The organism is Salinilacihabitans rarus, assembly GCF_024296665.1.
Lineage (GTDB): Archaea > Halobacteriota > Halobacteria > Halobacteriales > Natrialbaceae > Salinilacihabitans > Salinilacihabitans rarus.
In genome coordinates, this window is sequence record NZ_CP100762.1 from 1,888,393 (window position 1) to 1,914,556 (window position 26,164).

The 26,164-nt window shown below is 69.2% G+C and carries 26 protein-coding genes and 1 tRNA gene; 20 read left to right on the top strand and 7 right to left on the bottom strand.

All coding sequences use genetic code 11. The features are described 5' to 3' along the window. Positions 1-12: 12 nt before the first annotated feature. Positions 13-4,665, bottom strand: a complete 4,653-nt coding sequence (gltB, locus tag NKG98_RS09915; RefSeq protein WP_254765763.1) for a glutamate synthase large subunit — start codon at positions 4,663-4,665, stop codon at positions 13-15. 293 nt (positions 4,666-4,958) lie between these two features. Then, on the bottom strand, positions 4,959-6,443 hold the full coding sequence (gene proS, locus NKG98_RS09920) for a proline--tRNA ligase (RefSeq protein WP_254765764.1): 1,485 nt from the start codon (positions 6,441-6,443) through the stop codon (positions 4,959-4,961). A 221-nt stretch (positions 6,444-6,664) separates the two neighbouring features. Here proS and phnD point away from each other — a divergent pair, with 221 nt between their 5' ends. From phnD to NKG98_RS09950, 6 genes are all read left to right on the top strand, one after another. Then, complete coding sequence (phnD, locus tag NKG98_RS09925) at positions 6,665-7,771, top strand: phosphate/phosphite/phosphonate ABC transporter substrate-binding protein (protein WP_254765765.1); 1,107 nt, start codon at positions 6,665-6,667, stop codon at positions 7,769-7,771. Positions 7,772-7,775: 4 nt separating this feature from the next. Further along, positions 7,776-8,603 (top strand): phosphonate ABC transporter ATP-binding protein, encoded by an 828-nt coding sequence (phnC, locus tag NKG98_RS09930; protein WP_254765766.1) that lies wholly within the window; start codon positions 7,776-7,778, stop codon positions 8,601-8,603. Then, positions 8,600-9,430: a phosphonate ABC transporter, permease protein PhnE gene (gene phnE / locus NKG98_RS09935; RefSeq protein ID WP_254765767.1), complete on the top strand. Its 831-nt coding sequence runs from the start codon at positions 8,600-8,602 to the stop codon at positions 9,428-9,430. Before phnC ends, phnE (NKG98_RS09935) begins: the two co-directional genes overlap by 4 nt. Next, on the top strand, positions 9,427-10,233 hold the full coding sequence (gene phnE, locus NKG98_RS09940; protein ID WP_254765768.1) for a phosphonate ABC transporter, permease protein PhnE: 807 nt from the start codon (positions 9,427-9,429) through the stop codon (positions 10,231-10,233). Before phnE (NKG98_RS09935) ends, phnE (NKG98_RS09940) begins: the two co-directional genes overlap by 4 nt. A gap of 3 nt (positions 10,234-10,236) precedes the next feature. Next, positions 10,237-11,022, top strand: coding sequence for an HAD-IIA family hydrolase (locus tag NKG98_RS09945; RefSeq protein ID WP_254765769.1), 786 nt, complete (start codon positions 10,237-10,239; stop codon positions 11,020-11,022). Positions 11,023-11,098: 76 nt separating this feature from the next. Then, positions 11,099-12,070 (top strand): quinone oxidoreductase family protein, encoded by a 972-nt coding sequence (locus tag NKG98_RS09950; protein ID WP_254765770.1) that lies wholly within the window; start codon positions 11,099-11,101, stop codon positions 12,068-12,070. A gap of 1 nt (position 12,071) precedes the next feature. Here NKG98_RS09950 and NKG98_RS09955 read toward each other — a convergent pair whose 3' ends face one another. Further along, positions 12,072-12,548 carry an 8-oxo-dGTP diphosphatase gene (locus NKG98_RS09955; RefSeq protein WP_254765771.1) on the bottom strand — a complete coding sequence of 159 codons (477 nt, stop codon included), beginning with the start codon at positions 12,546-12,548 and terminating at the stop codon, positions 12,072-12,074. A gap of 118 nt (positions 12,549-12,666) precedes the next feature. Between NKG98_RS09955 and NKG98_RS09960 the strand changes: the two genes are divergently transcribed. After that, a complete protein-coding gene (locus NKG98_RS09960; protein WP_254765772.1) occupies positions 12,667-13,074 on the top strand; it encodes a CBS domain-containing protein in 408 nt (135 codons plus the stop codon). 1 nt (position 13,075) lies between these two features. Here the strand turns inward: NKG98_RS09960 and NKG98_RS09965 are convergent, their stop codons facing one another. Both NKG98_RS09965 and NKG98_RS09970 read right to left on the bottom strand, forming a co-directional pair. Next, positions 13,076-14,299 (bottom strand): FAD-dependent oxidoreductase, encoded by a 1,224-nt coding sequence (locus NKG98_RS09965; RefSeq protein ID WP_254765773.1) that lies wholly within the window; start codon positions 14,297-14,299, stop codon positions 13,076-13,078. 45 nt (positions 14,300-14,344) lie between these two features. Continuing rightward, positions 14,345-14,656, bottom strand: a complete 312-nt coding sequence (locus NKG98_RS09970; RefSeq protein WP_254765774.1) for a hypothetical protein — start codon at positions 14,654-14,656, stop codon at positions 14,345-14,347. A gap of 167 nt (positions 14,657-14,823) precedes the next feature. On the opposite strand from NKG98_RS09970, the gene NKG98_RS19000 reads away from it, so the two are divergent. The 12 genes from NKG98_RS19000 (at position 14,824) to NKG98_RS10025 (ending at position 23,652) form a co-directional block, all read left to right on the top strand. Then, positions 14,824-14,946: a hypothetical protein gene (locus tag NKG98_RS19000; protein ID WP_256558411.1), complete on the top strand. Its 123-nt coding sequence runs from the start codon at positions 14,824-14,826 to the stop codon at positions 14,944-14,946. Positions 14,947-15,055: 109 nt separating this feature from the next. Then, positions 15,056-16,039, top strand: coding sequence for an ROK family protein (locus NKG98_RS09975; protein WP_254765775.1), 984 nt, complete (start codon positions 15,056-15,058; stop codon positions 16,037-16,039). A gap of 72 nt (positions 16,040-16,111) precedes the next feature. Continuing rightward, complete coding sequence (locus tag NKG98_RS09980) at positions 16,112-17,611, top strand: LVIVD repeat-containing protein (RefSeq protein ID WP_254765776.1); 1,500 nt, start codon at positions 16,112-16,114, stop codon at positions 17,609-17,611. Between the two features lie 45 nt (positions 17,612-17,656). Beyond that, complete coding sequence (locus tag NKG98_RS09985) at positions 17,657-18,025, top strand: NifU family protein (protein ID WP_254765777.1); 369 nt, start codon at positions 17,657-17,659, stop codon at positions 18,023-18,025. A gap of 146 nt (positions 18,026-18,171) precedes the next feature. Continuing rightward, entirely contained in the window at positions 18,172-18,765 is a 594-nt protein-coding gene (locus tag NKG98_RS09990; RefSeq protein ID WP_254765778.1) for an amino acid-binding protein, read from the top strand. After that, positions 18,765-19,703 carry a homoserine dehydrogenase gene (locus tag NKG98_RS09995; RefSeq protein WP_254765779.1) on the top strand — a complete coding sequence of 313 codons (939 nt, stop codon included), beginning with the start codon at positions 18,765-18,767 and terminating at the stop codon, positions 19,701-19,703. Before NKG98_RS09990 ends, NKG98_RS09995 begins: the two co-directional genes overlap by 1 nt. A 157-nt stretch (positions 19,704-19,860) precedes the next feature. Next, positions 19,861-21,129: a translation elongation factor EF-1 subunit alpha gene (tuf, locus tag NKG98_RS10000; RefSeq protein WP_254765780.1), complete on the top strand. Its 1,269-nt coding sequence runs from the start codon at positions 19,861-19,863 to the stop codon at positions 21,127-21,129. A gap of 4 nt (positions 21,130-21,133) precedes the next feature. Further along, positions 21,134-21,442, top strand: coding sequence for a 30S ribosomal protein S10 (gene rpsJ, locus NKG98_RS10005; RefSeq protein WP_254765781.1), 309 nt, complete (start codon positions 21,134-21,136; stop codon positions 21,440-21,442). 100 nt (positions 21,443-21,542) lie between these two features. Next, complete coding sequence (locus tag NKG98_RS10010) at positions 21,543-22,175, top strand: rhomboid family intramembrane serine protease (RefSeq protein ID WP_254765782.1); 633 nt, start codon at positions 21,543-21,545, stop codon at positions 22,173-22,175. Positions 22,176-22,238: 63 nt separating this feature from the next. After that, a tRNA-Ala gene (locus NKG98_RS10015) sits at positions 22,239-22,310 on the top strand. Between the two features lie 537 nt (positions 22,311-22,847). Further along, positions 22,848-23,045: a hypothetical protein gene (locus tag NKG98_RS10020; RefSeq protein ID WP_254765783.1), complete on the top strand. Its 198-nt coding sequence runs from the start codon at positions 22,848-22,850 to the stop codon at positions 23,043-23,045. Positions 23,046-23,211: 166 nt separating this feature from the next. Next, on the top strand, positions 23,212-23,652 hold the full coding sequence (locus NKG98_RS10025) for a hypothetical protein (protein ID WP_254765784.1): 441 nt from the start codon (positions 23,212-23,214) through the stop codon (positions 23,650-23,652). A gap of 21 nt (positions 23,653-23,673) precedes the next feature. Here NKG98_RS10025 and NKG98_RS10030 read toward each other — a convergent pair whose 3' ends face one another. Beyond that, positions 23,674-24,102, bottom strand: a complete 429-nt coding sequence (locus NKG98_RS10030; protein ID WP_254765785.1) for a universal stress protein — start codon at positions 24,100-24,102, stop codon at positions 23,674-23,676. A 35-nt stretch (positions 24,103-24,137) separates the two neighbouring features. Next, positions 24,138-25,316, bottom strand: a complete 1,179-nt coding sequence (locus tag NKG98_RS10035) for an inorganic phosphate transporter (protein WP_254765786.1) — start codon at positions 25,314-25,316, stop codon at positions 24,138-24,140. Positions 25,317-25,692: 376 nt separating this feature from the next. Between NKG98_RS10035 and NKG98_RS10040 the strand changes: the two genes are divergently transcribed. Continuing rightward, positions 25,693-26,064 (top strand): hypothetical protein, encoded by a 372-nt coding sequence (locus NKG98_RS10040; protein WP_254765787.1) that lies wholly within the window; start codon positions 25,693-25,695, stop codon positions 26,062-26,064. Positions 26,065-26,164: the final 100 nt, after the last annotated feature.

Here is a 26,164-nt window from a genome sequence, read left to right on the forward strand (position 1 = left end):
AGGAGCGGCCGGTCAGTCGTCGCCGGCGACGTAGCCCGCGGACTCCCCGCCGGCGACCGGTTCGGGCGTCCCCGGCAGTTCCGCGCGGACGTCCCGCCGGCCGTCCTCGGTGATCGCGCGGCGGTAGGCGTCGGGCATCACCTTCACGAACGAGTCGAGGGCGGCCTCCCAGTTTTCCAGCAGCGCGCGGCCGCGCTCGCTGCCGGTGTAGGCGACGTGGTTCTCGACGAGGCGACGCAGCATCGTCTCGTCGGCCTCGTCGAGGTCCTCGTAGAGGGTGACCATCCCGGTGTTGGCCTTCCGTTCGAACTCGCCCTCCGCGACGACGGCTGTGCCGTCTTCGTCGCGTCGTTCCGGCGGAACGACGCGGCCATCGAACACGTAGGCGACGCCGCCGGACATCCCGGCCGCGAAGTTCTTCCCGGTGTCGCCGAGGACGGCGACGACGCCCCCGGTCATGTACTCGCAGCCGTGGTCGCCGACGCCCTCGACGACGGCCTTCGCACCCGAGTTGCGGACGGCGAAGCGCTCGCCGGCGACGCCGTTGACGTACAACTGGCCGCCGGTCGCGCCGTAGAGAGCGACGTTGCCGATGGCGACGTTCTCGGTCGGGTCGTAGGCGGCCGTCTCGGGGGTGCGGATCGTCACCTTGCCGCCCGAGAGTCCCTTGCCGACGTAGTCGTTGGCCACGCCCTCCAGGTGCAACGAGACGCCGCCCGCGAGGAACGCGCCGAAACTCTGGCCGGCGGTTCCCTCCAGATCGACGGTGATCGCGTCCTCGGGGAGGCCGGACTCGCCGTAGCGGCGCGTCACCCGGTTCGAGAGCATCGCGCCGACCGCGCGGTCGACGTTGGAGACGTCGGCGGCCAGCGAGACGGGCCGTCCCTCCTCGATCGCCTCGCGCGCGGCGTCGATCAGGTCGCGGTCGAGTTGCGAGTCGAGTTCGTGGTCCTGCTCGCGGACCTTGTAGCGGACGTCGCCGTCGGGTTCTGCGAGGACCGCCGAGAGGTCGACCCGGCGAGCCTTCGGGTGGTCGACGGCCTCGCGCTGGGAGAGGACGTCGACGCGGCCGATCATCTCCTCGACCGTGCGGAATCCGAGGTCGGCCATGATCTCGCGCAGTTCCTGCGCGATGAACGTCATGTAGTTGATGACGTGCTCGGGTTCGCCGGGGAACCGCTTGCGGAGGTCCTCGCGCTGGGTGGCGACGCCGACGGGGCAGGTGTTCTTGTGACACTGCCGGGCCATCACGCAGCCCTCGGCGACCAGCGAGGCGGTGCCGAAGACGTACTCCTCGGCGCCCAGCAGGGCGGCGACCGCGACGTCGCGGCCGGTCTTCATCCCGCCGTCGGCGGAGACGCGGATGCGGTCGCGCAGGCCGGTCGCACAGAGCATCTGGTTGGCCTCCGCGAGGCCGAGTTCCCACGGGAGGCCGGCGCTCTTGATCGACGTGCGCGGCGAGGCGCCGGTGCCGCCGTCGTGGCCGGAGATGTGGACCACGTCGGCGTTTGCCTTCGCGACGCCGGCGGCGATGGTGCCGATGCCGGCCTCGGAGACCAGTTTGACGTTGATGTCGGCCTCCTCGTTGGCGGCCTTGAGGTCGAAGATCAGCTGTTTCAGGTCCTCGATCGAGTAGATGTCGTGCAGCGGCGGCGGCGAGATGAGGCCGACGCCGGGGGTGGACTTGCGGACGTGGGCGATCATCTCGTTGACCTTCTCGCCGGGGAGGTGGCCGCCCTCGCCGGGCTTCGAGCCCTGTGCCATCTTGATCTGCAACTCGTCGGCGTTCGAGAGGTAGGTGCTCGTGACGCCGAACCGGCCCGAGGCGACCTGCTTGACGTTGCACTCCCGCTCGGTGCCGAAGCGCTCGGGCGGTTCGCCGCCCTCGCCCGAATTGCTCTTGCCGCCGATGCGGTTCATCGCGATCGAGTTGTTCTCGTGGGCCTCCGGCGAGAGCGAGCCCAGCGACATCGCCGCCGTCGAGAACCGCCGGACGATCTCGGAGACGGGTTCGACCTCCTCGATCGGGACGGGGTCGCGGTCGGAGTCGAACTCGAGGAGGCCACGCAGGGTCTGCAGGGTCGTCCCCTGTTCGTTGATCTGTGCGGCGAACTCCTCGTAGCGCTCGTAGTCGCCCGAGCGGACGGCCTGCTGGAGCGTCCCCACGGTCTGGGGGTTCCACTGGTGGTGGATGCCGCCCGACCGGTGCTCGAACTCGCCTTGCCGGTCGAGGCTCGCCTCGTCGTCGCCGAACGCGGCGTCGTGGCGCTCCCGGACGTCGGCCTCGATCTCCGCGAGGCCGATCCCCTCGGTGCGGTTCTCGGTCCCCTCGAAGTACTCGTCGACCACGTCGGAGTCGAGCCCCACGGCCTCGAAGATCTGGGCGCCGCGGTAGCTCTCGACCGTCGAGATGCCCATCTTCGCCATCGTCTTCAGCAGGCCGTCCTCGACGGCGTCGACGTAGGCGTCGATGGCGGCCTCGACGTCGGCCCCGTCGGGACCGGCCGTGAGGTCCTCGATCGTCCGGTAGGCGAGGTACGGGTTGACCGCGCCCGCGCCGTAGCCGATCAGCGTCGCGAAGTGGTGGACCGTCCGCGGGTCGGCGGACTCGACGACGAGGCCGGCGTGGTTGCGAAGCCCGTTGCGCACGAGGTGGTGGTGGACCGCGCCGGTCGCGAGCAGGCTCGGGATCGCCAGTCGGCCGGCGTCGACGCCGCGGTCCGAGAGGAGCACGACGTCGTGGCCGGCCTCGATCGCCGCGACGGCGTCCGCGCGGACGCGTTCGATCGCGGCTTCGAGGTCCTCGCCGGCGGGCGCGTCCGTCGGCTCGTAGGTGATATCGACGGTCGCGGCCGTGACGCCGTTGGCGTCGCACTCGCGGATCGCTTCGAGTTCGGCGTCGGTGAGGATCGGCGAGTCGAGAACCATCTGGCGGGCGTGTTCGGGCGACTCGTCGAGCAAGTTGCGCTGGAAGCCCAGCCGGGATTCGAGGGAGGTCACGAGGTCCTCGCGGATGTAGTCGAGCGGCGGGTTGGTGACCTGTGCGAACAGTTGCTTGAAATACGAGAACAGCGGCCGGTTGAACTCGGTGAGCACGGAGAGGGGCGTGTCGTCGCCCATCGAGCCGACCGGGTCCTTGCCCTTCCGGGCCATCGGCTCGATCAGGTTCTCGAGTTCGTCGTAGGTGTAGCCGAAGGCGGCCTGCTGGTCGCGCAGGGCCGACGCCGGGTGCCGGGGCGCGACGTCGTCGGTCGGCGCGATATCGGCCAGCCGGACCTGTTCGCGGGCGACCCACTCACCGTAGCGGTCGTCGACGAGGTCGGCGAAGACCTCCTCGTCGGGGACGACCCGGCCCTCGGTCGGGTCGGCGAGGAAGAGCTGTCCCGGCTGGAGGCGGCCGCGCTCCTCGACCTCCTCCGGCGGGGTTTCGAGCGCGCCGGCCTCGCTGGCCACGATCAGGCGGTCGTCCGTCGTGACCTCGTACCGGCACGGGCGCAGGCCGTTGCGGTCGAGGACGGCGCCGACGCGCTCGCCGTCGGTCGCGGCGACGAGCGCGGGGCCGTCCCACGGCTCGACGAGCGAGGCGTGGAAGTCGTAGAAGTCGCGACGCTCCGGGGGCATCTCCTCGTCGCTGCGCCACGCCTCGGGGACGAGCATCCGCAGGGCGTGGGCGAGGTCGCGGCCGTCCTGCAGGAGGAGTTCGAGCGCGTTGTCGACGCTCGCGGTGTCGGACTGGTCGGGGTCGTCGATGATCGGCTTGACCGCCTCGATCGCTCGCGGGCGCTGCCCGCTCGCGTCGTCCGTGGAACGTGGTTCCACGCAGTCCTCCAAGACCTCGCTCTCGATGTCCGTCTCGCGGGCGCGCATCCAGTTGACGTTCCCCCGGATGGTGTTGAACTCGCCGTTGTGGACGACGTTGCGGTAGGGGTGGGCGAGGTGCCACGCGCCGAGCGTGTTCGTCGAGAACCGCTCGTGGACCATCACGAACGTCGACTCGACCCGCTCGTCGGTCAGGTCGGGGTAGTAGGCGGGGAGCTGTTCGCCCTTGAGCAGCCCCTTGTAGACCACGGTCTTCGAGGACAGCGAGCAGACGTAGAAGCGGTCGGCGCCGTCGATATCGCCGTCGTCGACGGCGTTCTCGAGGGCGCGGCGCGCGACGTAGAGCGCGCGGTCGAAGGCGTCGCCGGAGCGGTCGTCCGCGGGGGCGACGAAGACCTGCCACACGTCGGGTTCGGAGTCGAGCGCCGTCTCGCCGAGGTCGTCGCCGTCCGTCGGGACGTCACGCCACGCGACGACGTCGAGGTCGTAGTCGGCGAGCGTCTCCTCCGTGAGGTCCATCAGGGCCGCCCGCGTCTCGTCGTCGTGCGGGAAGAAGACCGTGCCGGCGGCGTACGTCTCCGGCAGCGCGACGTCGAGGACGTCACGGAAGAAGGCGTCGGGCGTCCGGAGGACGATGCCGGCGCCGTCGCCGGTGTTCGTCTCCGCACCGGTCGTGCCGCGGTGTTCGAGGTTGACGAGCAGTTCGAGGCCGTCGGCGACGACGTCGTGGCCGCCCTCGCCGCCGAGGTCCATGACGACGCCGACGCCGCAGTTCGACCGCGCGTCCGCCGGGTCGGCGAGCCCCCGCTGAGGCTCGGCGGAGCCGACGATACGTGGCTGTGTCATACCACGACGATGCACAAACGGAGATAAGAGGCTACCCCATAATGGCTAAGTGTATTATATACACATATAATTCACCTTAAGGTGCGTGCGCGGCGACGCGGACGCTCGTCGACGAACGGTTCGGCGCGAAAGGTGTCAGAGGCACGTAGTGTTCATCGGGAAATGAACACCACGGATATAGAGGGACACTCCAGAAGTATGCTCTGTGTGGCTAAACGATTAGGTTCGGTACGGGAGGACGTGACGAGGTTGCCCGGCCGGCGACGCGAGCGGGCCGGGGCGAGGCCGTCGCCTCAGTAGGACTTCGCGAAGTAGGCGATCTCGTCGGCGGGGTCGCCACAGACGCCACACTCGGCGTCGTCCTCGGGAGTCGTCGGCTCCCCGGCGGTGGTCCCGCCCTGATCCTCGAGCGGTTGCATGACGATCTCGGCGGCGATCTTCTCCTTGATGGCCTCCTCGCAGGCCTCGTCGCCACACCACGGCGTCTTCACGTAGCCGCCGTGCTTGCCGATCGTCCCGAGGATCTCCTCGGGGCTGTGGGCCTCCCGGACGTTCTCCTCGAGGTTCTCCTTCGCCGCGTCGTAGAGTTCGTCGTAGATCGTCTCGAGGTGCTCGTCGACCGTCCCGACGATGTCCGCGCGGTCCGCGACGGCCCGCTCGCCGTCCGGGCGGTGGACGAGGGTGGCCTCCCCGTCGTCGACCTCGTTGGGACCGATCTCGATCCGGAGAGGGACGCCGTGGAGTTCGTGTTCGTTGAACTTGAAGCCGGGGTTGCGCTCGTCGCGGTCGTCGAGTTCGACGCGGACGCCGGCGTCTTCGAGGTCGGCGGCGATCCCCTCGGCGTACTCGAGGACCGTCTCCTTGGTGTCCTCCTGCCAGATGGGGACGACGGCGACCTGCGTGGGCGCGATCGTCGGGGGGAGCACGAGACCCTGATCGTCCGAGTGGGTCATGATGAGCGCCCCGAGCGCGCGCCAGGAGAGCCCCCACGAGGTGGTGTAGGCGGTGCGCTCCGCCTCGTCCTCGTCGACGAAGGTGATGTCGAACGCCTCCGCGAACGACTGGCCGAGATTGTGGCTGGTGCCGCCTTGCACCGACTTGCCGTCGGGCATCAGACACTCGACGGTCGTCGTCGTGTCCGCCCCGGGGAACTTGTCGTGTTCGGGCTTCTTCCCGCGCAGGACCGGGATGGCGAGTACCTCCTCGTAGACGCGCTCGTACTGGCCGAGGCGGGTCCAGACCTCCTCCCACGCCCCCTCGTCGGTCGCGTGGGCGGTGTGACCCTCCTGCCAGAGGAACTCCTTGGTCCGGAAGAACGGCTTCGTCTCCGTCGCCTCCCAGCGGACGACCGAACACCACTGGTTCAACCGGAGGGGGAGGTCGCGGTGGCTGCGGACCCACTGGGCCATGAAGGGGGCGATGATCGACTCGCTGGTCGGGCGCACCGCGAGGCGTTCCTCCAGTTCGTCGTGACCGCCCTTCGTGACCCACGCCACCTCGGGGTCGAAGCCCTCGACGATGTCCTTCTCCCGTTCGAGGTAGCTCTCGGGGATGAACATCGGGAAGTAGGCGTTCGTGACGCCGGTGTCCTTGAACCAGCCGTCCAGGGCGTCCTGTATCGCCTCCCACAGCGCGTAGCCGCGGGGCTTCGTGACGATGAACCCGCCCATGGGCGCGTAGTCGGCCAGTCCCGCCTTCCGGACGACCTCGGCGTACCACTCGCCGGGCCGGTGCGATTTGGACTCGGTGATGCCGAGTTCCTGACTCTCGTCGCTCATACCTCGAACGACAGCCACGGCGGTCTTAAACGATGCGAAGGTGGGACGGCGTGTGGCACACCGGCGCGGCCGGCGGGAAGGCCGGAAGCGTCCGGCCGCCTCGGCGCGACGGCCAGCGGCCGAGGCGGCTATATAGCGGCCCGAGAGCTACCTATCACCACGGAAAAATAGTTAGATTTCATCAACCACGTTTATTGTACTTCACTATAATTGGTGTGAGCATGGTTGGCACGAACGGTTCGAGACGAGACGTCCTGAAAGCGACGGCGTGTGCCTGCTGTGGCGCGGCGCTCGCCGGCTGTCTGACCGGAAACGACGGTGACGACGGGGGGAGCGGTCCGAGCGAGGACGACTTCCCCGAGTTCAACCCGCTCGACCCCGAGTTCCCGCAACTCACTTCGACGCTGCTCGACCACGGCTTCGAGACCGGTTCGATCGAGGAACTCGACACCTTCGAGGAGCGCGACGAACCCCACTACGGCGACCCGCCGCGGGAGACGCCGGACGACGAGAGCGAGTGGCTCGACCCCGACACGCTCGACTTCGCGATGGTGCCGACCGAAGACCCCGCCGTCTTCGAGGGGGTGCTCGACCCGCTGCTCGAGAACATCGAAAAGGAGACCGGCAAGAACGTCGAGAACAATCCGCTGCAGTCGTACGCGGCCCAGATCGAGGCGATGCGCAACGAGCGCCTGCACGTCGCCGGCTTCTCGACCGGGTCGACGCCGTTCGCGGTCAACAACTCCGGGGCCGTCCCGTTCGGCATTCAGGTCGGCGAGGAGGAGTTCGGCTACCGGCTGTGGGTCATCACGCAGGCCGACAACGACGAGATCACCGAACTCGGGGACATGGCCGGCAAGAACGTCGCCCACACCGACCAGTCGTCGAACTCCGGGCACCTCGCGCCGAACGCGCTGTTCACCGACGCCGGCGTCACCCCGGGCGAGGACTACGAGATCGAGTTCTCCGGCAGCCACGAGAACAGCGCCGCGGGCATCTTCCACGGCGACTACGACGTCGCGCCGATCTGTAGCACCTGCTACGCGCGAGTCGCCGACCGCGGCGACGTCGACCCCACGCAGATCAAGTGCATCTGGGCCAGCGCGCCGTTCCCGACCACCTCGTTCTGTTACCGCTACAACCTCCACCCCGACGTTCAGGAGGGCGTCAGGCGCGCGTTCCTCGACTACGACTACCAGGACACCCAGATCGCCGAGGAGTTCGAGGGCCGCGGGACGTGGGTCGAGATCGACTACGCCACCCACTACCACGATATCCTCGTCAACCACGAGGTCAACGGGGTCGACTACGAGGACGACGACGTCTGACTCGATGCTCAGGATAGTCGACCTCGACAAGACCTACCAGACCGGCGACCGCGCGCTCAAGGGGGCTTCCATGGAGGTTTCGGGCAACGAGGTCGTCGCGATCATCGGCCCGAGCGGCGCCGGCAAGAGCACGCTCGTCCGGTGTATCAACCGCCTCACGGAACCGACCGACGGCGAGGTGTGGCTCGACGACACCGAACTCACGGCGCTGTCGAAGCGACAGCTCCGGAAGACCCGCCGGGACGTCGGGATGATCTTCCAGGAGTACGGTCTCGTCGAGCGCCTGACCGTGATGGAGAACGTCCTCTCGGGACGGCTCGGCTACCTCAGCAACTGGAACGCGTTCCGCCGGAACTTCCCGGCGGAGGACGTCGAGTACGCCTACGAGACGCTCGACCGCGTGGGGCTGGCCGACATGGAGAACAAGCGGGCCGACGAACTCTCGGGCGGCCAGCGCCAGCGCGTCGGCATCGCGCGGGCGGTCGTCCAGCGGCCGAAGATCCTGCTCGCCGACGAGCCGACGTCGAGCCTCGACCCCGACACCTCCCGGGCCGTGATGGACCTCCTGACCGAGATCGCCCGCGAGGAGTCGATCCCGGTGCTCATCAACATCCACGAGGTGGAACTCGCGCTGGAGTACGCAGACCGGGTCGTCGGCCTCCACGACGGCGAGATCGTCTTCGAGGGCGGCCCCGAGGACGTCGACGAGGGCGCGCGGGACGTGATCTACCGTGGCGCCGACGAGGGGGTCGCCCCCGGCGCCGGCGCGGCGGCGAGCGACCCCGACGACGAGGGAGTCGCCCCCGCCGACGGCTCGACCCGGGAGCTATGAGTTCGGGGACCGAGGCCGACCGCGGGCGCGCCGACCACCCCCGCGAGTGGGAGCGGCCGACGGTGTTCTACAACGCCGCGGTGAAGTACGTCGTCTACGCGGCCATCGCGGCGTTCGTCCTGTGGAGCCTCTGGGAGATCCGGATCGGCGTCGACCGGATCCTCTCCGGCGCGGCGGCCGCACTCGACCTGCTCCGCGAGATGTATCCGCCGAACTTCGGGCCGCGCAAGCGCGAACTCATCCTCCGGGGGATGGTCGAGAGCATCGCGATGTCGATCGTCGCGACGGTCGTCGGCGTCGTGGTCAGCATCCCGATCGCCGTGATGGCGGCGGAGAACCTCGTCCCCCGGCCGGTCTACCTCGTGGGCCGGGCGATCGTCTCGGTCTCGCGCGCGCTGCACGAACTCGTGCTGGGGATCCTCGCCGTCGTCGCCGTCGGCATCGGCCCCCTCGCGGGCGTGATCGCGCTCGTGTTCGCCACGCCCGGCTTCTACTCGAAGCTGCTCGCCGAGGACCTGGAGGACATCGACGAGAACCAGCGCGACGCCGTCCGCGCGGTCGGCGGTTCGCCCCTGCAGGTGCTCCTCTACGGCGTCTACCCGCAGGTCGTGCCGCGGATCGCCGGCCTGGCGATCTACCGCTGGGACATCAACATCCGCGCGAGCACGATCATCGGCATCGTCGGCGCCGGCGGCATCGGCATCACGCTGATCAACGCCTTCGACCGTTACGAGTTCGACTTCGCGGTGGCGATCGTCATGGTCATCATCGCCGTCGTCCTGCTCGGCGAGGGCGTAAGCGCCTACACGCGGAGGTGGATACAGTGAGCACCGAATCCGCCGGGGGCGTCCGCGACTGGAGCGCCAGAGGGCGCCGACGACGGCTCGTCCGCTACCTCGCCGGGCTCCTGACGCTCGTCGCGGTCGCCGTCTCGTGGCGCGCACTCGGCGTCCGCTACGAGTACGTCCGGTCCGCCCCCGAATCGGTTCGGGACCTGCTCAACCGGATGTACCCGCCGGACGCCGCCTACGCGAACGAGATCGTCGGCCCGCTGCTGGAGACCGTCAACATCGCGGTCCTCGGGACCGGACTCGCCATCCTGCTGGCGCTGCCGGTCGCGTTCATCGGCGCCGAGAACACCACGCCGAACCGCGCGACGTACGCGCTGGGGAAGTTCCTCATCGTCGCCACGCGGTCGGTGAACGTCATCATCTGGGCGATCCTCTTCGTGATCCTGTTCGGGGCGGGCGCGCTCGCGGGCGTGCTCGCGGTGGGGTTCCGGTCGATCGGCTTCGTCGCCAAACTCGTCTCCGAGGAGATCGAGGAGATCAGCCCGACGCAGGTCGAGGCCGTCCGCGCGACCGGCGCCAGCAGGACCCAGACGCTGCTGTACGGGATCGTCCCACAGGTGAAGCCGGCGTTCGTCGGCGTCTCGGTCTACCGCTGGGACATCAACGTCCGGTCGAGCACGATCATCGGCTTCGTCGGCGCCGGCGGCATCGGCGTCGAACTCCAGAACAGCATCAACTTCCTCGACTGGCACCGCGTGCTGACGATCCTGCTTGCCATCCTCGCGGTCGTCATCGTCAGTGAATTGCTCTCGGCGTACCTACGTTCGAAGGTACGCTAGGCTATGAACTACGACGGCATCCTTCTGGACCTCGACGGAACCATCTACCGGGGTGACGGCCTCGTCCCGGGCGCCACAGCGGCGGTCGAACGCGCCCGCGAGGCCGCGCCCGTCCTGTTCCTGTCGAACAACGCGACGAAGCGACCGGCCGACTACGCGAGCACGCTGACCGACCTCGGGATCCCGGCCGCCCCCGAGGACGTGCTCACGTCCGCGGCCATCGCCGGCGAGTGGCTCGCGGGAACCCACCCCGACAGGCCGGCGCTGGTCGTCGGGGAGGCGGCGCTGGTCGCCGAACTCGAAGCGGCCGGCGTGACCGTGACCGACGACCCCGACCGGGCGGGGGTCGTCGTCGCGTCGATGGACCGCTCGTTCGACTACGCGACGCTCCGGCGGGCGTTCGACGCCCTCGACGAGGGGACGCCGTTCGTCGCGACCAACCCCGACCGCACCTGTCCGGTAGCCGACGGCGAGGTGCCCGACGCGGCCGGGATGATCGGCGCCATCGAGGGCGTCACCGGCCGGTCGCTCGATCGCGTCCTCGGGAAACCGTCGGCCACGGCCGCCGAGGTCGCGATCGCGACCCTCGACTGCCCGCCCGAGCGGTGTCTGCTCGTCGGCGACCGCCTCGAGACCGACGTCGAGATGGGCGCGCGCTCGGGGATGACGACCGTGCTCGTCCTCACCGGGGCGAGCGACCGGGCGGACCTGACGGCCGCCGCCCACGACCCGGACTACGTGCTCGACTCGATCGCGGACCTGCCGGCGCTTCTCGACGACGCCGGGTAGCCGCCGAACCGAAACTGCCGGCACGTTGCTTCCGGTTCGCCCGCATTTTTGAGGGACGGCCGCGATTCTCCGTTCCATGCAAGCGATCGAAGTCACCGAGTTCGGCGACAGCGACGCGCTCGAAACCGTAGAGCGCGAGCGACCGGAGCCCGGCCCGGGCGAGGTCCGCGTCGACGTCGAGGCGGCGGGGATCAACTTCGCGGACATCCAGCAGCGCAAGGGTCAGTACCCCGGCGGGCCGGAGCCGCCGTACGTCCCCGGCATGGAGGCCGCCGGAACGATCGACGCGACCGGCGAGGGCGTCGACCTCGACGAGGGCGACCGCGTCGTCGCCATGCTGAACGGCGGCGGTTACGCCGAGTACGTCACGGCCGACGCCCAGCTACTGTTCCCGATCCCCGAGGGGATGAGCTTCGCGGAGGCCGCGGGCTTTCCCGTCCAGTACCTCACCGCGCACAACTGCCTGTTCGCGTGGGGCGGCCTCGAGGAGGGCGAGCGCGTGCTGATCCAGGCCGCCGCCGGCGGCGTCGGCACCGCGGCCGTCCAGCTCGCCTCCCGGGCCGGCGCGGAGGTGTTCGGCACCGCGAGCAGCGACGAGAAACTCGACCTCGCCGCCGACCTCGGCTGTGACCACCCCATCAAGTACACCGAGACGGACTTCCGCGAGGTGATCGACGAGGAGACCGACGGCGAGGGCGTCGACCTCGTCTTAGAGAGCGTCGGCGGCGACGTCTTCGAGCGCAGCCTCGACGCCCTCTCGCACTTCGGTCGGCTGGTCACCTTCGGCGTCGCCGGCGGCGAACCCGCGAGCGCCGACACCCGCCGGCTGCTGTTCGAGAACAAGCGCGTGATCGGCTTCCACCTCGGGCAGGCCTCCCAGCGGGACCCCGAGCGGATCATGGGCGCGGTGCCCGACCTCACCGAGGCGCTGTCGAGCGGCGACCTCGAAGTGGTCGTCGGCGAGGAGTTCCCGCTCGCGGACGCCGCCGAGGCCCACCAGTTCATCGAGGACCGCAAGAGTTCGGGGAAGGTCGTGCTGCGGCCCTGACTCACTCGAACGAGACGTCCCACTCCAGATCGTGGTCGACGAACGCCGCTTCGTCCAGCGGTTCGCCGCCCTCGAAGCGGAACTCGCCGGCGACGGTCCGCCCGTCGAGGACGCCCGGCAGCCAGAGGCGGTCGTCGTCCCACATCCGGTCGTAGGGCACGTCCTCGACCGGCACCCACTCGGGACGGGCCTCGGGCGAGGCCCGGGGCTCGCCCTCGAACGTCGACGTCCGGTAGACGTGACAGAACGTGTGGGCCGCGCCGTCGAGGGTGAACCGCAGTTCGCCCGCCTTCTCCACGTCCGCGACGTCGAGGCCGACCTCCTCGCGGACCTCGCGGACCGCGCACTCGCGGGGCGTCTCGCCGTCCTCGACCTTGCCGCCGGGACCGTTGTACCACCCCTCGCCGAGTCCACGGCGCTTCTCGATCAACAGGACCTCGCCGTCGCGAACGACGAAACAGAGCGTCGCCTCCTGCATGGCCGGCCGTTGTGAGCGGACGGCCAAAATCCCTCGCGGTTCGACCCGACGCGGGTGCGGCCGCTCGCGGATCGCCGTGTCGGCAACCCTTTTGAATCACCGGTGAGACGAGGTACCCATGGACGACATCTTCGTCGCACGGCTGATGTCCACCGACCTCCGGACGGCGTCGCCGGACACGCTCGTCGAGGACGCCGCGGAGACGATGCTCGAACACGAGATCGGTTCGCTGGTCGTCGTCGACGACGACGGCCACCTCGAAGGGATCCTGACGCGGACGGACTTCGTCGGCATCGTCTCGCAGAGCCACCCGAAGGCCCAGACGGCGGTCTCGCGGTACATGACGACCGACGTGGTGACGACGACGGCCCAGACGCCGATCCGCGAGGTAGCGGACGCGATGATCGAGCACGGCTTCCACCACATGCCGGTCGTCGACGAGGAGGAGGTCGTCATCGGGATGATCTCGACGACCGACCTGACCGGCTACATCTCCAGCGTCCGGACGCCGAGTCCGAGCGACTGACTCAGCCGCCGGCGACGACGTCCGCGTCGGTCGGGCCGCTGGCGTCGAACGCCGCGACGAACTCGTCCAGGCGGGCCGGATCGTCCGCGCCCGGCAGGTCGCGTTCGTCGGTGACGCAGTCGGCCGCGACGCCGAGGCGGTCGCAGACGAGGTCGGCGGCGGCCTCTGCCATCGCACGGTAGGTCGTCAGCTTCCCGCCGACGATCGTCGCGAAGTTCTCGGCACCGTCGTCGGCGTGGTCGAGCAGGACGAAGTCCCGGGAGATGCCCCGGCCGCCGCGCTCGGCCTCGTCCGGTCCGTACAGCGGGCGGATCCCCCACCACGTCCGCAGCGGGTCGGCGTCGGCGACCGCGGGGAGCATCGCCGAACACTCCTCGACCGTCCGCTCGACCTCCCACTCGGGTTTCGGGTACTCGTCCGGGTCGTCGACGTCGACGCTCGTCGTCCCGAGGACGACCTCGCCCTCGTGGGGGACGACGATGTCGCCGTCCGACGGCACCCGACAGCGGTTGAGCACCGGGCCGAGGTCGTCGTAGGGCACCGAGACCATCACGCCGCGGTTGGGGTGCATCGTCACGTCGGCCCCCGCCATGCCGGCGATCCGGCCGGCCCACGCGCCGGCGGCGTTGACGACGTAGTCGGCCACGACCGTCTCCCCGACCGCGCCGCCGACGCGGACCCCGGTCACCCGGTCGCCGTCCGTCTCGATCCCCTCGACCGGCGCGTGCGTGTGGATCGTCGCGCCGTGCTCGCGGGCGTCGGCCGCGTTCGCGGCGACCAGCCGCGAGGGGTAGACGACGCCGTCGGGGACCCGCATCGCCCGCTCGACGGCCGGCGAGAGCCCCGGCACCGCCGCCCGGGCCTCGTCGCCGTCGATCACCTCGGTCGGGATGCCGACTTCCTCGCAGGCCGTCAGTTTCTCCTCGAAGTACGCCGGGTCGTCGGCCGGGAGCGAGACGAACAGCCCGCCCGTGTCGCGGACGCACGCGCCCGCGATCTCGCCGAGTACGCGCCGCTCCTCGATGCACTCCGCGGCGCCGGCGCGGTCGGCCTCGGCGTAGCGCGCGCCGCTGTGTAACAGCCCGTGGGAGCGACTCGACGTGCCCGAGGAGAGGCCGTCGCGCTCGACGAGGACCGCGTCGAGGCCCCGGAGGGCGAGGTCGCGTGCGATGCCCGCGCCGGTCGCGCCGCCGCCGACGACGAGGACGTCCGTTTCGATCGTCACGGACGGTCTAGGCCCCCGAGGAGTATAGACCCGTTGCGAGAGGCATCAGGGTCGGCGGAAGGTGTACGTCGACCGGTCGCCGTCGGCCGTCGCGACCGTCAGTTCGCCGCGGTCGTGGTCGAACGCGAGCGCGTCGACCCCGTCCCGCGCGAACGCGTGCAGCGGCATCCCGGTCTCGACCGTCCCGTCCCGCGAGACGGCCAGCCGCGCGTTCGCGAACCGGCAGACTGCGCGGCCGTCGTCGACCTCGAACTCCCCGCCCGCACAGAACCGTTCGAGGTGTTCGACGACGGCATCCCAGTCGGACAGCGGCACGCGTCGCGCGCCCTCGCGGCGCTCGTCGGTCGGATCGGTCACGGTTCCGCGTCGACGCGCCGCCTCCGTGTACCCGGCGACCGTTTCGAGGGGAAGTCGCGGTTTTCCACCTCGCCGAACCGAACGTCCATCGCTCCCGAGAGGTCCGAAAACGGTACCGGAAGCCGAGTTAACCAAATTATATAAACCAGTGTATGGAACGCAGTAGTATGTCCGTGAGCGCGTGTCCGAAGTGCGGATCGAGCGACGTCGGGTTCGACAACTGTTCCTACGGCATCGGCTGCAACCACTGCGACTGGGTCGGGACCGCCGACAGCCTCCACGCGGAGTGAGTGGCCCCCGTTCTCGCGGCGACGCCCCCGCTTGAGTGGCATTCTCACGCCTTCTGGCGGCGAAGGATGTGTGTAGTTAAGTGCCACGACGCCGGTCGGCTAGGTACGAATGGTCTACTACGCGGGCGTCGACCTGGGGGCGACGAACGTGCGCGCCGTCGTCGCCGAGGACGACGGGGCGACCGTCGGCGCGAGCAACAACGGAACGCCGCGCGGCCCGACCGGCATCGACGTGACGGAGAAGGTCCTCGCGACCCTGCGGGAAGCCTGCACCGAGGCTGGGATCGACCCCGAGCGAATCGAGGCGGTCGGCATCGGCTCGATCGGCCCGTTCGACCTCGCGGAGGGGGCGGTGATCGACCCCGCGAACCTGCCGGACACGATCGACCGCATTCCCCTGACGGGTCCGATCGGCAACCTCGCCGACACCGACGAGGTCTACCTGCACAACGACACGAACGCGGGCGTCATCGGCGAGCGCTTTCACTCCGAGCGCAACCCCGACGACATGGTCTACGTCACCATCTCCTCGGGGATCGGTGCGGGCGTCTGCTGTGACGGCGATATTCTCGACGGCTGGGACGGCAACGCCGGCGAGGTCGGCCACTGCATCGTCGACCCGGCCGGCCGAATGACCTGCGGGTGCGGCCACGACGGCCACTGGGAGGCCTACTGCTCGGGCAACAACATCCCCGAGTACGCCCGCCTGCTCGCCGAGGACGACCCCTCGACCGAGACCGCACTGCCGCTCGAAGACCCCGAGTTCACCGCCAGGGACGTCTTCGACCTCGCCGGCGAGGACGAGTTGGCCGACCACACGATCGAGCAACTCGCCCACTGGAACGCCGTCGGCGTGGCGAACGTCGTCCACTCGTTCGCGCCGATCGTGATCTCCTTCGGCGGCGCGGTCGCGCTCAACAACGAGGAACTCGTCGTCGACCCCATCCGCGAGCGCGTCTCGGACATGGTGATGAGCAACGTCCCCGAGATACAGGTCACCAGACTGGGCGACGACGTCGTCGTCGAGGGGGCGCTCGCGAGCGCCATGACCGAGGGGACCGGCGACCGCCGTCGACTCCGCGACCGTCGGTGAGCGAGACCCGCGACTGGCCCCGCACCCGTTCGCAACCCAAACCGATTTACCCGGAGACACGTTCGTGAGCGTATGCACCGCAGAGCCCTCCTCCGGGCCGGCGCGGCCCTCGGCGCCGGCGTCTTCGGTTCGGCGGCGGCCCCGGCGGTCGGCGCGGCGCAGACCGACGAGGGGTACGAACCCCTCGGGCGGGTCCCCGTCGAGGGCGCCGCCGAGGCGGTCGTCGGCGACGACGGCGAGACGGCCTACCTCGCCGCCGTCGACGGCTTCGCGGTCGTCGACGTGAGCGACCCCGCCGAGCCGACGGTCCTCGCCGATCGACGGGCCCTCCTCGACGACGAGGACGAGCGCCCGCCGCTCGTCGACGTCCTCGACGCCAAAGTCGACGGCGACCGACTCGCGGTCGTCGGGCCGGCGAACCCCGCGACCGGGAACGCCTTTCAGGGCGTCCTGCTGTACGACGTGAGCGACCCCGCCGACCCCGTCCGGGTCGGCGAGCCATACGCGACCGACTTCCACATCCACAACTGTCACTTCGCGGACGGGACGCTCTACCTCGCGGGCAACGACGGCGAGGCCAACCCGCTGGTGATCGTCGACGCGAGCGACGACGACCCCGAGGAGGTCGGCCGGTGGTCGCCCCTCGAAGTCGACCCGGCGTGGCGCGAGGTCGACCAGTTGCTCCGCTACCTCCACGACGTCACCGTCCGCGACGGGGTGGCCGCCCTGCCCTACTGGGACGCCGGCACCTACCTGGTCGACGTAGGCGACCCGACCGATCCCGAGTTGCGCTCGCACGTCCCGGCGGTCGACCCCGAGGCGGTCACCGACCTCGACGGCCCCGAGGTGACCGAGGCCCAGCAGGCGCTGCCCGGCAACGACCACTACGCCGCGTTCGACGAGGCCGGCGAGGTGCTGGCGGTCGGCAGGGAGGCCTGGTCGACGCGGGCGGGCGACCCCGACGGCGCGGGCGGGATCGACCTCTTCGACGCGAGCGAGTCCGGCGAACCGACCCCCCTGACGACGATCAGCGCGCCGGAGACGTACGACGCCTCCTACCGCACCGGGGCGTGGACGACGTCGCACAACTTCGAACTCCGGGACGGCCTGCTGTTCTCCTCGTGGTACCGCGGGGGCGTGGCGATCCACGACGTCTCCGATCCCGCCGACCCCGAGGAGGTCGCCCGGTGGCGCGACCCCGAGACGGCGGCGTTCTGGACGGCCCGCGTCGCGACCGACGACGTCTTCGTCGCGAGCAGCACGTCGCTGCTGCCGAACGCGCCGACCGAGGGCGCCCTCTACGCGTTCCCGATCGAGGCGGGCCGGCAGGTCGACCCGCCGGCGCTGGTCGACCCCGACGAGGAGGGGGCGTCGAACGAGACGAACGGGACGAACGAGACGGACGACGCCGCGACTCCCGACCCCTCGGACGACGGGAACGCGTCCGGGAGCGGGGAGGAGGCTGCGGCGAACCCGGTTCCGGGATTTACGGCGGCCGGCGCCGTCGCCGGCGGGGCGGTCGCGCTCGCGGCCGCGCTCGCGGCCGCGCGACGCCGGGCGCGCCGGCGGTGAGGGGCGATCCGAAACTATTCCCCGCTCGACTCCCTAGGAGGGGCGATGACCGACTCAGACGGCGGCGACGCGAGCCTGAAAGAGCGCGTCGAGCGCTGGCTGGCCCGAGAGATGCCGATCATTCAGATGCACGGCGGCACCAGCGCCGTCCGCGAGGCCGACCCCGAGACGGGCGAGGTCGTCGTCGAACTCGGCGGCGGCTGTTCGGGGTGTTCGATCAGCGACGTCACGACGGGCAACATCGAGGCCGCGCTGTTGCAGTGGCCCGAAATCGACGACGTCACCGTCCGCGTCCCCGACCCCCGCGAGAGCCTCGGCGGCCCCGAGCAGGCCGAGTCCATCATGGGCATCGACCGCACCGAGGGCGGCCGCGGCGACTGGGGCTCGTCGAACCCCGGCGAGGACCACTTCTGACCGGCCGCGTCGGCCCGCCTTCCGCCACCCCGTGTGCGCCGCGTTCGCACGGTCGGCCAGTTTTGGAGACGTCTATACGCTTTTACGCGACCGCTCCCCAGAGGGAGCCATGACGGCGCGTGAACGCCCACCGGGAGGTGTCGTCGATGAGTGACGAAGCCGAACCCGCGGGCGGATCGACACCGACGGCGGACGCCGAGACCGACGGCGGCGAGCGGACCGACGGCGGCGTTCGCGCGTACACGGTCCGTCTCGAACTCGTCGACGAACCCGGCGAGTTGCTCCGGGCGCTGGCGCCCATCGCCGACAACGGGGGGAACCTGCTTTCGATCCACCACGAGCGCGGCAACATCACGCCGCGGGGGCACATCCCCGTCGAGGTCGACTTCGAGTGCCCGCCGGAGCGCTTCGATGTCGTCGTCGACGCGCTGCGCGAGGCAGGGGTCAACGTCATCCAGGCCGGCGCCGACCGCTACGGCGAGGAGATCACCGTCGTCCTCGTCGGCCACCTCGTCGAGACCGAACTCTCGGAGACGCTCTCGGCGATCGAGACCGACGCGAACGCCGCGGTGATCGACCTCTCGCTCGCGGCCCCGGACGGGATGGACGCCGTCTCGAGCGTCCGCCTGCGCCTCGCGATCGACTCCGGGCGCGCCGAGCGCGCGCTGGAGGCGCTGCGCGGGGTCGCCGCCGAGAAGGACCTCCGCCTCGTCGAGCCGCTGCTCGGGGGTGATGCCTGATGCGGCTGGCGATCCTCGGCGCCGGCGCCGTCGGCGGTTCGGTCGCCGACCTCGCCGGCGAGTACGGCCACGAGGTGGTCGCGCTCGCGGACTCGACGAGCGCGGCCGTCGCCGACGGCGGGATCGACGTGACCGGCGCGCTGGAGCGCAAGGCGGGCGGCGAACCCGTCGGCTCCGCCGACCCGGAGGCGGTCTTCGAGAGCGACTACGACGTCCTCGTCGAGACGACGCCGACGACGCTCGGCGACGCCGAACCCGGCTTCACACACGCGAAACGCGCACTGGAGGCCGACCGGCACGTCGTGCTGGCGAACAAGGGTCCCGTCGCCGAGCGCTACGAGGACCTCCGCGCGCTCGAACGCGAGAGCGCGGGCGCGATCCGGTTCGAGGCCACCGTCGGCGGCGCCATCCCGGTGCTGTCGACGATCGAGGACTGCACGCCCGGGGCCGTCACCGCGGTCCGGGGCGTGCTCAACGGGACGGCCAACTTCATCCTCACGCGGATGGCCGCCGAGGGCCTCGGCTACGAGCACGTCCTCGCGGAGGCCCAGGACCTCGGGGTCGCGGAGGCCGACCCCACCTTCGACGTCGACGGCACCGACGCCGCGCTGAAGTGTGTCATCCTCGCGAACGTGCTGGCCGACGGCGGCTTCTCGCTCGACGACGCGGCGGTCGACGGCATCCGGGACGTCCCGCCGAGCGCGCTCGACGTCGCCCGCGAGGACGGCCGGACGATCAGGCTGGTCGGCGAGGCCACCCGCGAGGGGGTCCGCGTCGGCCCGCGGCTGGTCCCCGAGAACGGCGCGCTCGCCGTGTCGGGCACGCAAAACATCGTCCAGATCGAGACGCGCCACGCCGGCGACCTCTACTCCAGCGGCCACGGCGCGGGCGGGCCGGAGACGGCGACGGCGGTGCTGTCGGACGTCGGTCGGCTCTGACGGCCGGCTTTCGGCGCCGCGACACCCCCGTGAACCGTGCGCACTAGACACAAACCGCAAGACGGCGCCGTGGCCGCCGAAATACGGTTTCGAAATGGTTTTAACCGCAACGGGCAAAAGGGACCGATATAAGCGCCTCTGCGCGTGAGCTACAACCATGAGCGAAGACAAACCCCACCAGAACCTGGCCATCATCGGCCACGTCGACCACGGGAAGAGTACGCTGGTCGGGCGACTCCTCTACGAGACGGGGAGCGTACCCGAGCACGTCATCGAGCAGCACCGAGAGGAAGCCGAGGAGAAGGGCAAGGGCGGCTTCGAGTTCGCCTACGTGATGGACAACCTCGCCGAGGAGCGCGAGCGCGGGGTCACCATCGACATCGCCCACCAGGAGTTCGACACCGACGAGTACTACTTCACCATCGTCGACTGTCCGGGCCACCGTGACTTCGTGAAGAACATGATCACGGGCGCCTCGCAGGCCGACAACGCGGTGCTCGTCGTCGCCGCCGACGACGGCGTCGCGCCCCAGACCCAGGAACACGTCTTCCTCGCGCGCACGCTCGGTATCAACGAACTCATCATCGGCGTCAACAAGATGGACGTCGTCGACTACAGCGAGGACACCTTCGAGGAGGTCGTCGGCGAAGTCGAACAGCTGCTCAAGCAGGTGCAGTTCCAGACCGACGACGCCTCGTTCGTCCCGATCTCGGCCTTCGAGGGCGACAACATCGCCGAGGCCTCCGACAACACGCCGTGGTACGACGGCCGTACCCTGCTCGAGTCCCTGAACGACCTGCCGGAGCCGCAGCCGCCGACGGACGCGCCGCTGCGCCTGCCGATCCAGGACGTCTACACCATCTCCGGCATCGGTACCGTCCCCGTCGGCCGCGTCGAGACCGGGGTCATGGAGACCGGCGACGACGTCTCCTTCCAGCCCAGCGACGTCGGCGGCGAGGTCAAGACGATCGAGATGCACCACGAGGAAGTCCCGCGCGCCGAGCCCGGTGACAACGTCGGGTTCAACGTCCGCGGCATCGGCAAGGACGACATCCGCCGCGGTGACGTCTGTGGCCCCGCCGATGACCCGCCGAGCGTCGCCGAGACGTTCCAGGCCCAGATCGTCGTCATGCAACACCCCTCGGTCATCACGGCCGGGTACACGCCGGTCTTCCACGCCCACACGGCGCAGGTCGCCTGTACGATCGAGTCCATCGACAAGAAGATGGATCCCGCGAGCGGCGAAGTCGCCGAGGAGAACCCCGACTACATCCAGTCGGGCGACGCCGCCGTCGTGACGATCCGTCCGCAGAAGCCGCTGTCGATCGAACCGTCGAGCGAGATCCCCGAACTCGGGAGCTTCGCCATCCGCGACATGGGCCAGACCATCGCGGCCGGCAAGGTCCTCGAAGTCAACGAGAAGTAGATCGATGCAACAGGCACGCGTTCGACTCGCGGGCACGAGTCCGGAAGACCTCGACGAGATCTGTGCGGACGTCCGCGAGATCGCGAACAACACCGGCGTCAACCTGAGCGGGCCGATCCCGCTCCCGACGAAGACGCTCGAGGTGCCGACCCGCAAGTCGCCCGACGGCGAGGGCACCGCTACGTGGGAGCACTGGGAGATGCGCGTCCACAAGCGCCTGATCGACCTGGACGCCGACGAACGCGCACTCCGCCAGCTCATGCGCATTCAGGTGCCAAACGACGTCTCGATCGAGATCGTCCTCGAAGACTGATCGAGGTCGCGATCGCGATTCTCCCGCTCGCAACCGCCCAGCCGTAGCTGTCGCCGACGGGGCGCCGAGCGCTTTTGTGTCGGTCCGTCGTAGAACGTACATGACCGTCGCCGGCGGCAACGGGACCGGGACCGAGAGCCCGGTCGTCGAGACGCTCGCGCTGTTCGTCGTCGTCTTCGCCCTCCAGGGGGTCGCCTACGCCGTCGGCCGGACGGCGCTGGTGGTCGGCCTGTTTGCCCTCTCGCCGCCGCTCGAAGCGAACCCGTGGACGATCGTCACGAGCGTCTACGCCCACGACGGTCTCGCGCACCTCCTCTCGAACGGCGTCGCGCTCGTGCTGTTCGGCTGGCCGATCGCCCGCGCGACGACCCGGCTACGGTTTCACGCCTTTTTCGTCGCGACGGGGGCGTTCGCAGGCGTCGCTCAGGTCTGGGTCAGCGGTGCAGTCTTCGGCGTCGACAACCCCGAGGTCCTCGGCGCCAGCGGCGCCGTCTTCGCGCTGATGGGGTACCTGCTGGCCGGCAACCGCCTCGCGGACGGGCTGGCCGCCCGGGTCGAGGTCCCCCGCTGGGCGACGCTCGCTGCGTTCGTCGCCCTCGCGGCGATCATCACCGTCGCGACCGCCGCGCCCCAGGTGGCGCTGATCGCCCACTTCGCCGGCTTCCTGCTGGGGCTCGTGGCGGGCAGGGCGGGCGTACTGGAGCCGAGGACCCGGCGGGCACTCGCTACGTGAGTCCCACCCACGGCACCGCCGAAACACAAGGTACAAATAGAAACCGCGGATAGAAACGTGCGAGGGCTCGTAGATCAGCGGCAGATCGCTTCCTTCGCAAGGAAGAGGCCCCGGGTTCAAATCCCGGCGAGTCCACTTCTGCACGTCGCTACGCTCGTTCAGTCGTGACTCGCCGACCATCGCAAACGCGAAGCGTGCGCTCAGGCCCGGCACGTCCACTCCGATTCTGCCGTCTTTCGGAGCCGGCCGTATCGATAGCGACTGACGCTGCAACGTCTGTCGACGAAGTCTTCGCTCACCCCGTCGAGCGGGCCGTGGCCGACGGCCCGCTGGCTCCCGACCGACGTGCGGTACGATGTCGCGACCGGACACTGGCCGGGAAAGCCGGTTACACGGCGTGAGATGCGTCTGTAGCACTCACGGCAGAAGGGCTATCAGAGAAGCAGCGACTACTGTCACCCGATGTTCTCTCGACGAGGGGTCCTCACGGCTGGAACGGGCATCGCTCTCGCAGGCTGTTCGGCGCTCGACGGCGCAAGCGCACGGATCGCGCGTCTCCGACTGGAAAACGACGACGCGAGCGCTCACGAGTTCTCGGTAGCTGTGAGCATCGATGGCGAGACGAGATACGACGAACCGCATCGGATCGCCGCCGACGGGGACGAGTCGGCCGTGGAACTGACCGACGAACTTCCGGACGAACGGGGGGTGATAACTATCGAAACGGCGATCGACGAGGCCGGGATCACGGAGTCGACGACCGTTGACGATGCCAGATGTTACGACGTTATCGCCGAGTACACCGGCGACAACCTGATCCACTGGCAAAGCGGGAGTAGCGAGGGGTGTGACGCGTTTATCGAGGAATGAAACTGGGGAACACCGCCCTCCGAGACGGCCGGAGCCGTGCCAAAGGATTTCAGTCAGTCGGGAGAACATAGACGGAAGTGATGAACTTGGACCGGAAGCTACGGTGGCGGGAAGCACGGCATCGAACTGGTTCAGCGTCGCAGGTAGACGTGAGTAGTGATCGGAAATGGTGAACCCGGCCCGTGTCGACGCGGTCGTCGACCTCGCTTACGGGGCGTTGATCATCCTCGCGATCGGGCTGATCGCGACGGTCGAATTCAGCGTCGGGATCGCCTTCGGACTCGGCGTCTTCTCCGCGTACATCCTTCACGTGGTCTGGAAGATGGCCCGGTTCGATCCCGACTGGATGACCCGGACCGTCGAGGAGACGGTCGGTGAAACCGTCGAACAGAAAGTCGAGGAGACGGTCGGCGAAACCGTCGAACAATCGGTCGAAAAGACGGTCGGTGAAACCGTCGAACAATCGGTCGAAAAGACGGTCGGTGAACAGATCGAGACGGTGCAGGCGCAGGTCGAGGCCGTCGACGAACGCGTCGATCGACGGCCGCGCCAGGAGCAGGTCGAAGAACTCATCGACGAGTCGGCCGAGGACGACTCCGACACGTAGCGGTTCGGACGCGGGCGGGCGTCAGCGCACGAGCGTTACCGGCACCGGTGCCCGTTTGGACACCGTCTCGGCGACGTTGCCGACGAGAAAGCGGCGCGTCGCGCGCCGCCAGTCTTCGCCGTGACTGCCGAGTACAACCGTGTCGTAGTCGCCGGCACGATCGATCACGTTCCGGGCCGGGTGGCCCACGCCGACGGCCGTGTCGATCTCTCGATCACGCTCGTCGGCGATCGCGCGAGCGCGTTCGAAAACCGGTTCGGCGCGGTCGGCGGCGGCCTCGTCGATGTCGTCTTCGAGCGCGAGACCGACTGCGTCGCCCATCATCATCGACGGGACGCCGACGACGTGTAAGACGGTCACCTCGGCATCGGGGTGGTTGTCGAGTGCGTACTCTAGAGCGTGTTCAGCGTGGTCGGAGTCGTCCATCGGAACGAGAACGCGCGAGAGCATGGTGTCGTATTCACCGTCCAGCCGTAAATACTCGGTCAGGCAACTCCGGGCACGACGATGAAGAACCCGTAGGCGAGGATCGTCGACATCGACGGACCGATGACCCACATCGAGACGTACTTGACGATCGCCCGTGGGTTAAAGAGGTTGGCCGCGTCGATCACCTCGTCGGGTTCTTGCTCGCCGATCGCCGGTGTCGGCGTCGCTTCCTGTTCCTCAGCGACGATGGCGCCCAGTTCGATATCGCGGTTTTCGACGTCACCGGTGACCGCCTCGCGAACGGTGACCGGACGGGTCGCTCGGCCCCACCCGATGCCAACGATCGTCATCACCGTCGCCATCACGAGGCTGATCGGGATCCCGAGCCACGAGAGGGTGGTCGTAATCGTCGATGCCGTTATCATGACGAACAGCGCGGCGAGCAGTGGAATGTCGCTCAGTTCGCCGCCGACCGACTCCATCGTTCGGCGGGCGATCGTAAACCCGCCGAATCCGATCGCGAGCGTGGCGAGGACGATCGCGGTGTCCGTGCCGAGTCCACCGACACCGCCGACCAGTGGTGCGGCGGCGTTCGGAACGTTACTCGCACCGGCGCTGAACGCCATGTAACAGCCGATAACGAAGACGACCAGCGTCGTGGTAAACTCCGACCACGTGGTGTTCGGGCCGAACGCCGGCGTCGGAAGTCGTCCCCCCCGATCGAGGACCAGTAACGGCCCGTCGGACTTTTCGATTCGAACCCGACGGTTGACCGCCGGATAGACGTAACGACCGATGATGACGCCGATCCACAGCCCAAGAACCGGGGTGACGATCCACCACGAGAGGATCTCCGCGATCGTCGCGTAGTTCAGCGTATCCGTCGCGAGTCCGAGTCCGGCGATGGCGCCGACGGTCGTCATCGACGTCGGGACGGGGACGCCGAAGAGATTGGCGACGAGGATCCCAAGCCCGATGAAAAAGAGGACGGCGACGCCCGCCGTCAGCGTGAGATCGGTCGTGATGATGCCCTCGCTGAGCGTCTTCATGACGTTCCGGCCGACGGTCCACCCGCCGAAGAAAACGAAGAACGTCATGACTGCCGCGGCCGTCGTCTTCGTCACGATTCCGGCACCGACCGAGGGCCCCCACGTGATGCCCGTCGACGAGCCGCCGATGTTGAACCCGACGAATATTGACGCGACGACCCCGACTAATAAAACGGTCTCGACCATCGTCGGATACTACAGGGGTGCGGGTGAAATAAGTAGTGTAGCGGGACCGTCGTCTCGCCCGGTACGTCCTCCTCCGGCAGAGCGATCACCGCCCTCGCGGCTACCGTCGGACCCCGCGATAGGTGCGGTCCTCGGCCGGCCGCCGCCGCGCTCGAACGTCGTCGACGTGGTTTCGACAGCCGTGATCGCCGGCGCGGGCCTGCCTTCCGGCCGTACGGCTTCCGTTGGCCGAGCAGGGGCAAGCGCTAACATCCACCGTGGTGTTCGTCCACACAGGTGAGTCGGGAATGGATCGTCCGGGTACGGAGGCGGGGGGACACGGAGCGACGGGCGCCGGCCGACCGACGGGGCCGGGACGCCGTCGGCACCCGCGGCCATGACCTTCCCCGACCTCGCGGTGAACCTCGTCTACACCGTCCTGTGTCTGGTACCGGGGTTCGTCAGCCTGCAGGTCGTGACCCACACGACGGACCTCGACCCGGAGCTAAGCGAGTTCGAGAAGTCGACGTGGAGCCTCCTCGGGAGCGGCGTCTCGTTGTCGGTGACCTACTTCCTGTACGTCGCCTGGCGCGGGCTCACGACGGGCGAGTTCGCGCTCGTCCGTCCGCTCGACATCGGCTGGGTCGAACTCGTCGCGGCCTACCCGCTCCTGCTCGTCGTGGCGGTCCTTGTCGGGTACGTCAGCGCGAAGCTACTCGGTCGCGCCCAGGGGTCGCTCGCGAGCACCCGTCCGGAGACGAGCCGGTAACGGCGACGAACCCGTGGCGACCGGCGTCGGTAGACGTCCGCGAGGAACTCGCGGAGCGCCTCGTTGACGGGCTCTGGCCGCTCCAGCACACATGGAAGTA

Bases quoted from the DNA above. Each gene is read 5' to 3' on its own strand.
- NKG98_RS09950 (WP_254765770.1), top strand. From the start codon at position 11,099: ATGCAAGCGATCGAAGTCACCGAGTTCGGCGACAGCGACGCGCTCGAA.
- NKG98_RS10030 (WP_254765785.1), bottom strand. From the start codon at position 24,102: ATGCTCTCGCGCGTTCTCGTTCCGATGGACGACTCCGACCACGCTGAA.
- phnD (WP_254765765.1), top strand. From the start codon at position 6,665: ATGGTTGGCACGAACGGTTCGAGACGAGACGTCCTGAAAGCGACGGCG.
- NKG98_RS10040 (WP_254765787.1), top strand. From the start codon at position 25,693: ATGACCTTCCCCGACCTCGCGGTGAACCTCGTCTACACCGTCCTGTGT.
- tuf (WP_254765780.1), top strand. From the start codon at position 19,861: ATGAGCGAAGACAAACCCCACCAGAACCTGGCCATCATCGGCCACGTC.
- phnE (WP_254765767.1), top strand. From the start codon at position 8,600: ATGAGTTCGGGGACCGAGGCCGACCGCGGGCGCGCCGACCACCCCCGC.
- NKG98_RS09995 (WP_254765779.1), top strand. From the start codon at position 18,765: ATGCGGCTGGCGATCCTCGGCGCCGGCGCCGTCGGCGGTTCGGTCGCC.
- rpsJ (WP_254765781.1), top strand. From the start codon at position 21,134: ATGCAACAGGCACGCGTTCGACTCGCGGGCACGAGTCCGGAAGACCTC.
- NKG98_RS09980 (WP_254765776.1), top strand. From the start codon at position 16,112: ATGCACCGCAGAGCCCTCCTCCGGGCCGGCGCGGCCCTCGGCGCCGGC.
- NKG98_RS09975 (WP_254765775.1), top strand. From the start codon at position 15,056: ATGGTCTACTACGCGGGCGTCGACCTGGGGGCGACGAACGTGCGCGCC.
- proS (WP_254765764.1), bottom strand. From the start codon at position 6,443: ATGAGCGACGAGAGTCAGGAACTCGGCATCACCGAGTCCAAATCGCAC.
- NKG98_RS19000 (WP_256558411.1), top strand. From the start codon at position 14,824: ATGTCCGTGAGCGCGTGTCCGAAGTGCGGATCGAGCGACGTCGGGTTC.
- NKG98_RS10035 (WP_254765786.1), bottom strand. From the start codon at position 25,316: ATGGTCGAGACCGTTTTATTAGTCGGGGTCGTCGCGTCAATATTCGTC.
- NKG98_RS10010 (WP_254765782.1), top strand. From the start codon at position 21,543: ATGACCGTCGCCGGCGGCAACGGGACCGGGACCGAGAGCCCGGTCGTC.
- NKG98_RS09945 (WP_254765769.1), top strand. From the start codon at position 10,237: ATGAACTACGACGGCATCCTTCTGGACCTCGACGGAACCATCTACCGG.
- NKG98_RS09960 (WP_254765772.1), top strand. From the start codon at position 12,667: ATGGACGACATCTTCGTCGCACGGCTGATGTCCACCGACCTCCGGACG.
- NKG98_RS10025 (WP_254765784.1), top strand. From the start codon at position 23,212: ATGGTGAACCCGGCCCGTGTCGACGCGGTCGTCGACCTCGCTTACGGG.
- gltB (WP_254765763.1), bottom strand. From the start codon at position 4,665: ATGACACAGCCACGTATCGTCGGCTCCGCCGAGCCTCAGCGGGGGCTC.
- NKG98_RS09990 (WP_254765778.1), top strand. From the start codon at position 18,172: ATGAGTGACGAAGCCGAACCCGCGGGCGGATCGACACCGACGGCGGAC.
- phnC (WP_254765766.1), top strand. From the start codon at position 7,776: ATGCTCAGGATAGTCGACCTCGACAAGACCTACCAGACCGGCGACCGC.
- NKG98_RS09955 (WP_254765771.1), bottom strand. From the start codon at position 12,548: ATGCAGGAGGCGACGCTCTGTTTCGTCGTTCGCGACGGCGAGGTCCTG.
- NKG98_RS09985 (WP_254765777.1), top strand. From the start codon at position 17,657: ATGACCGACTCAGACGGCGGCGACGCGAGCCTGAAAGAGCGCGTCGAG.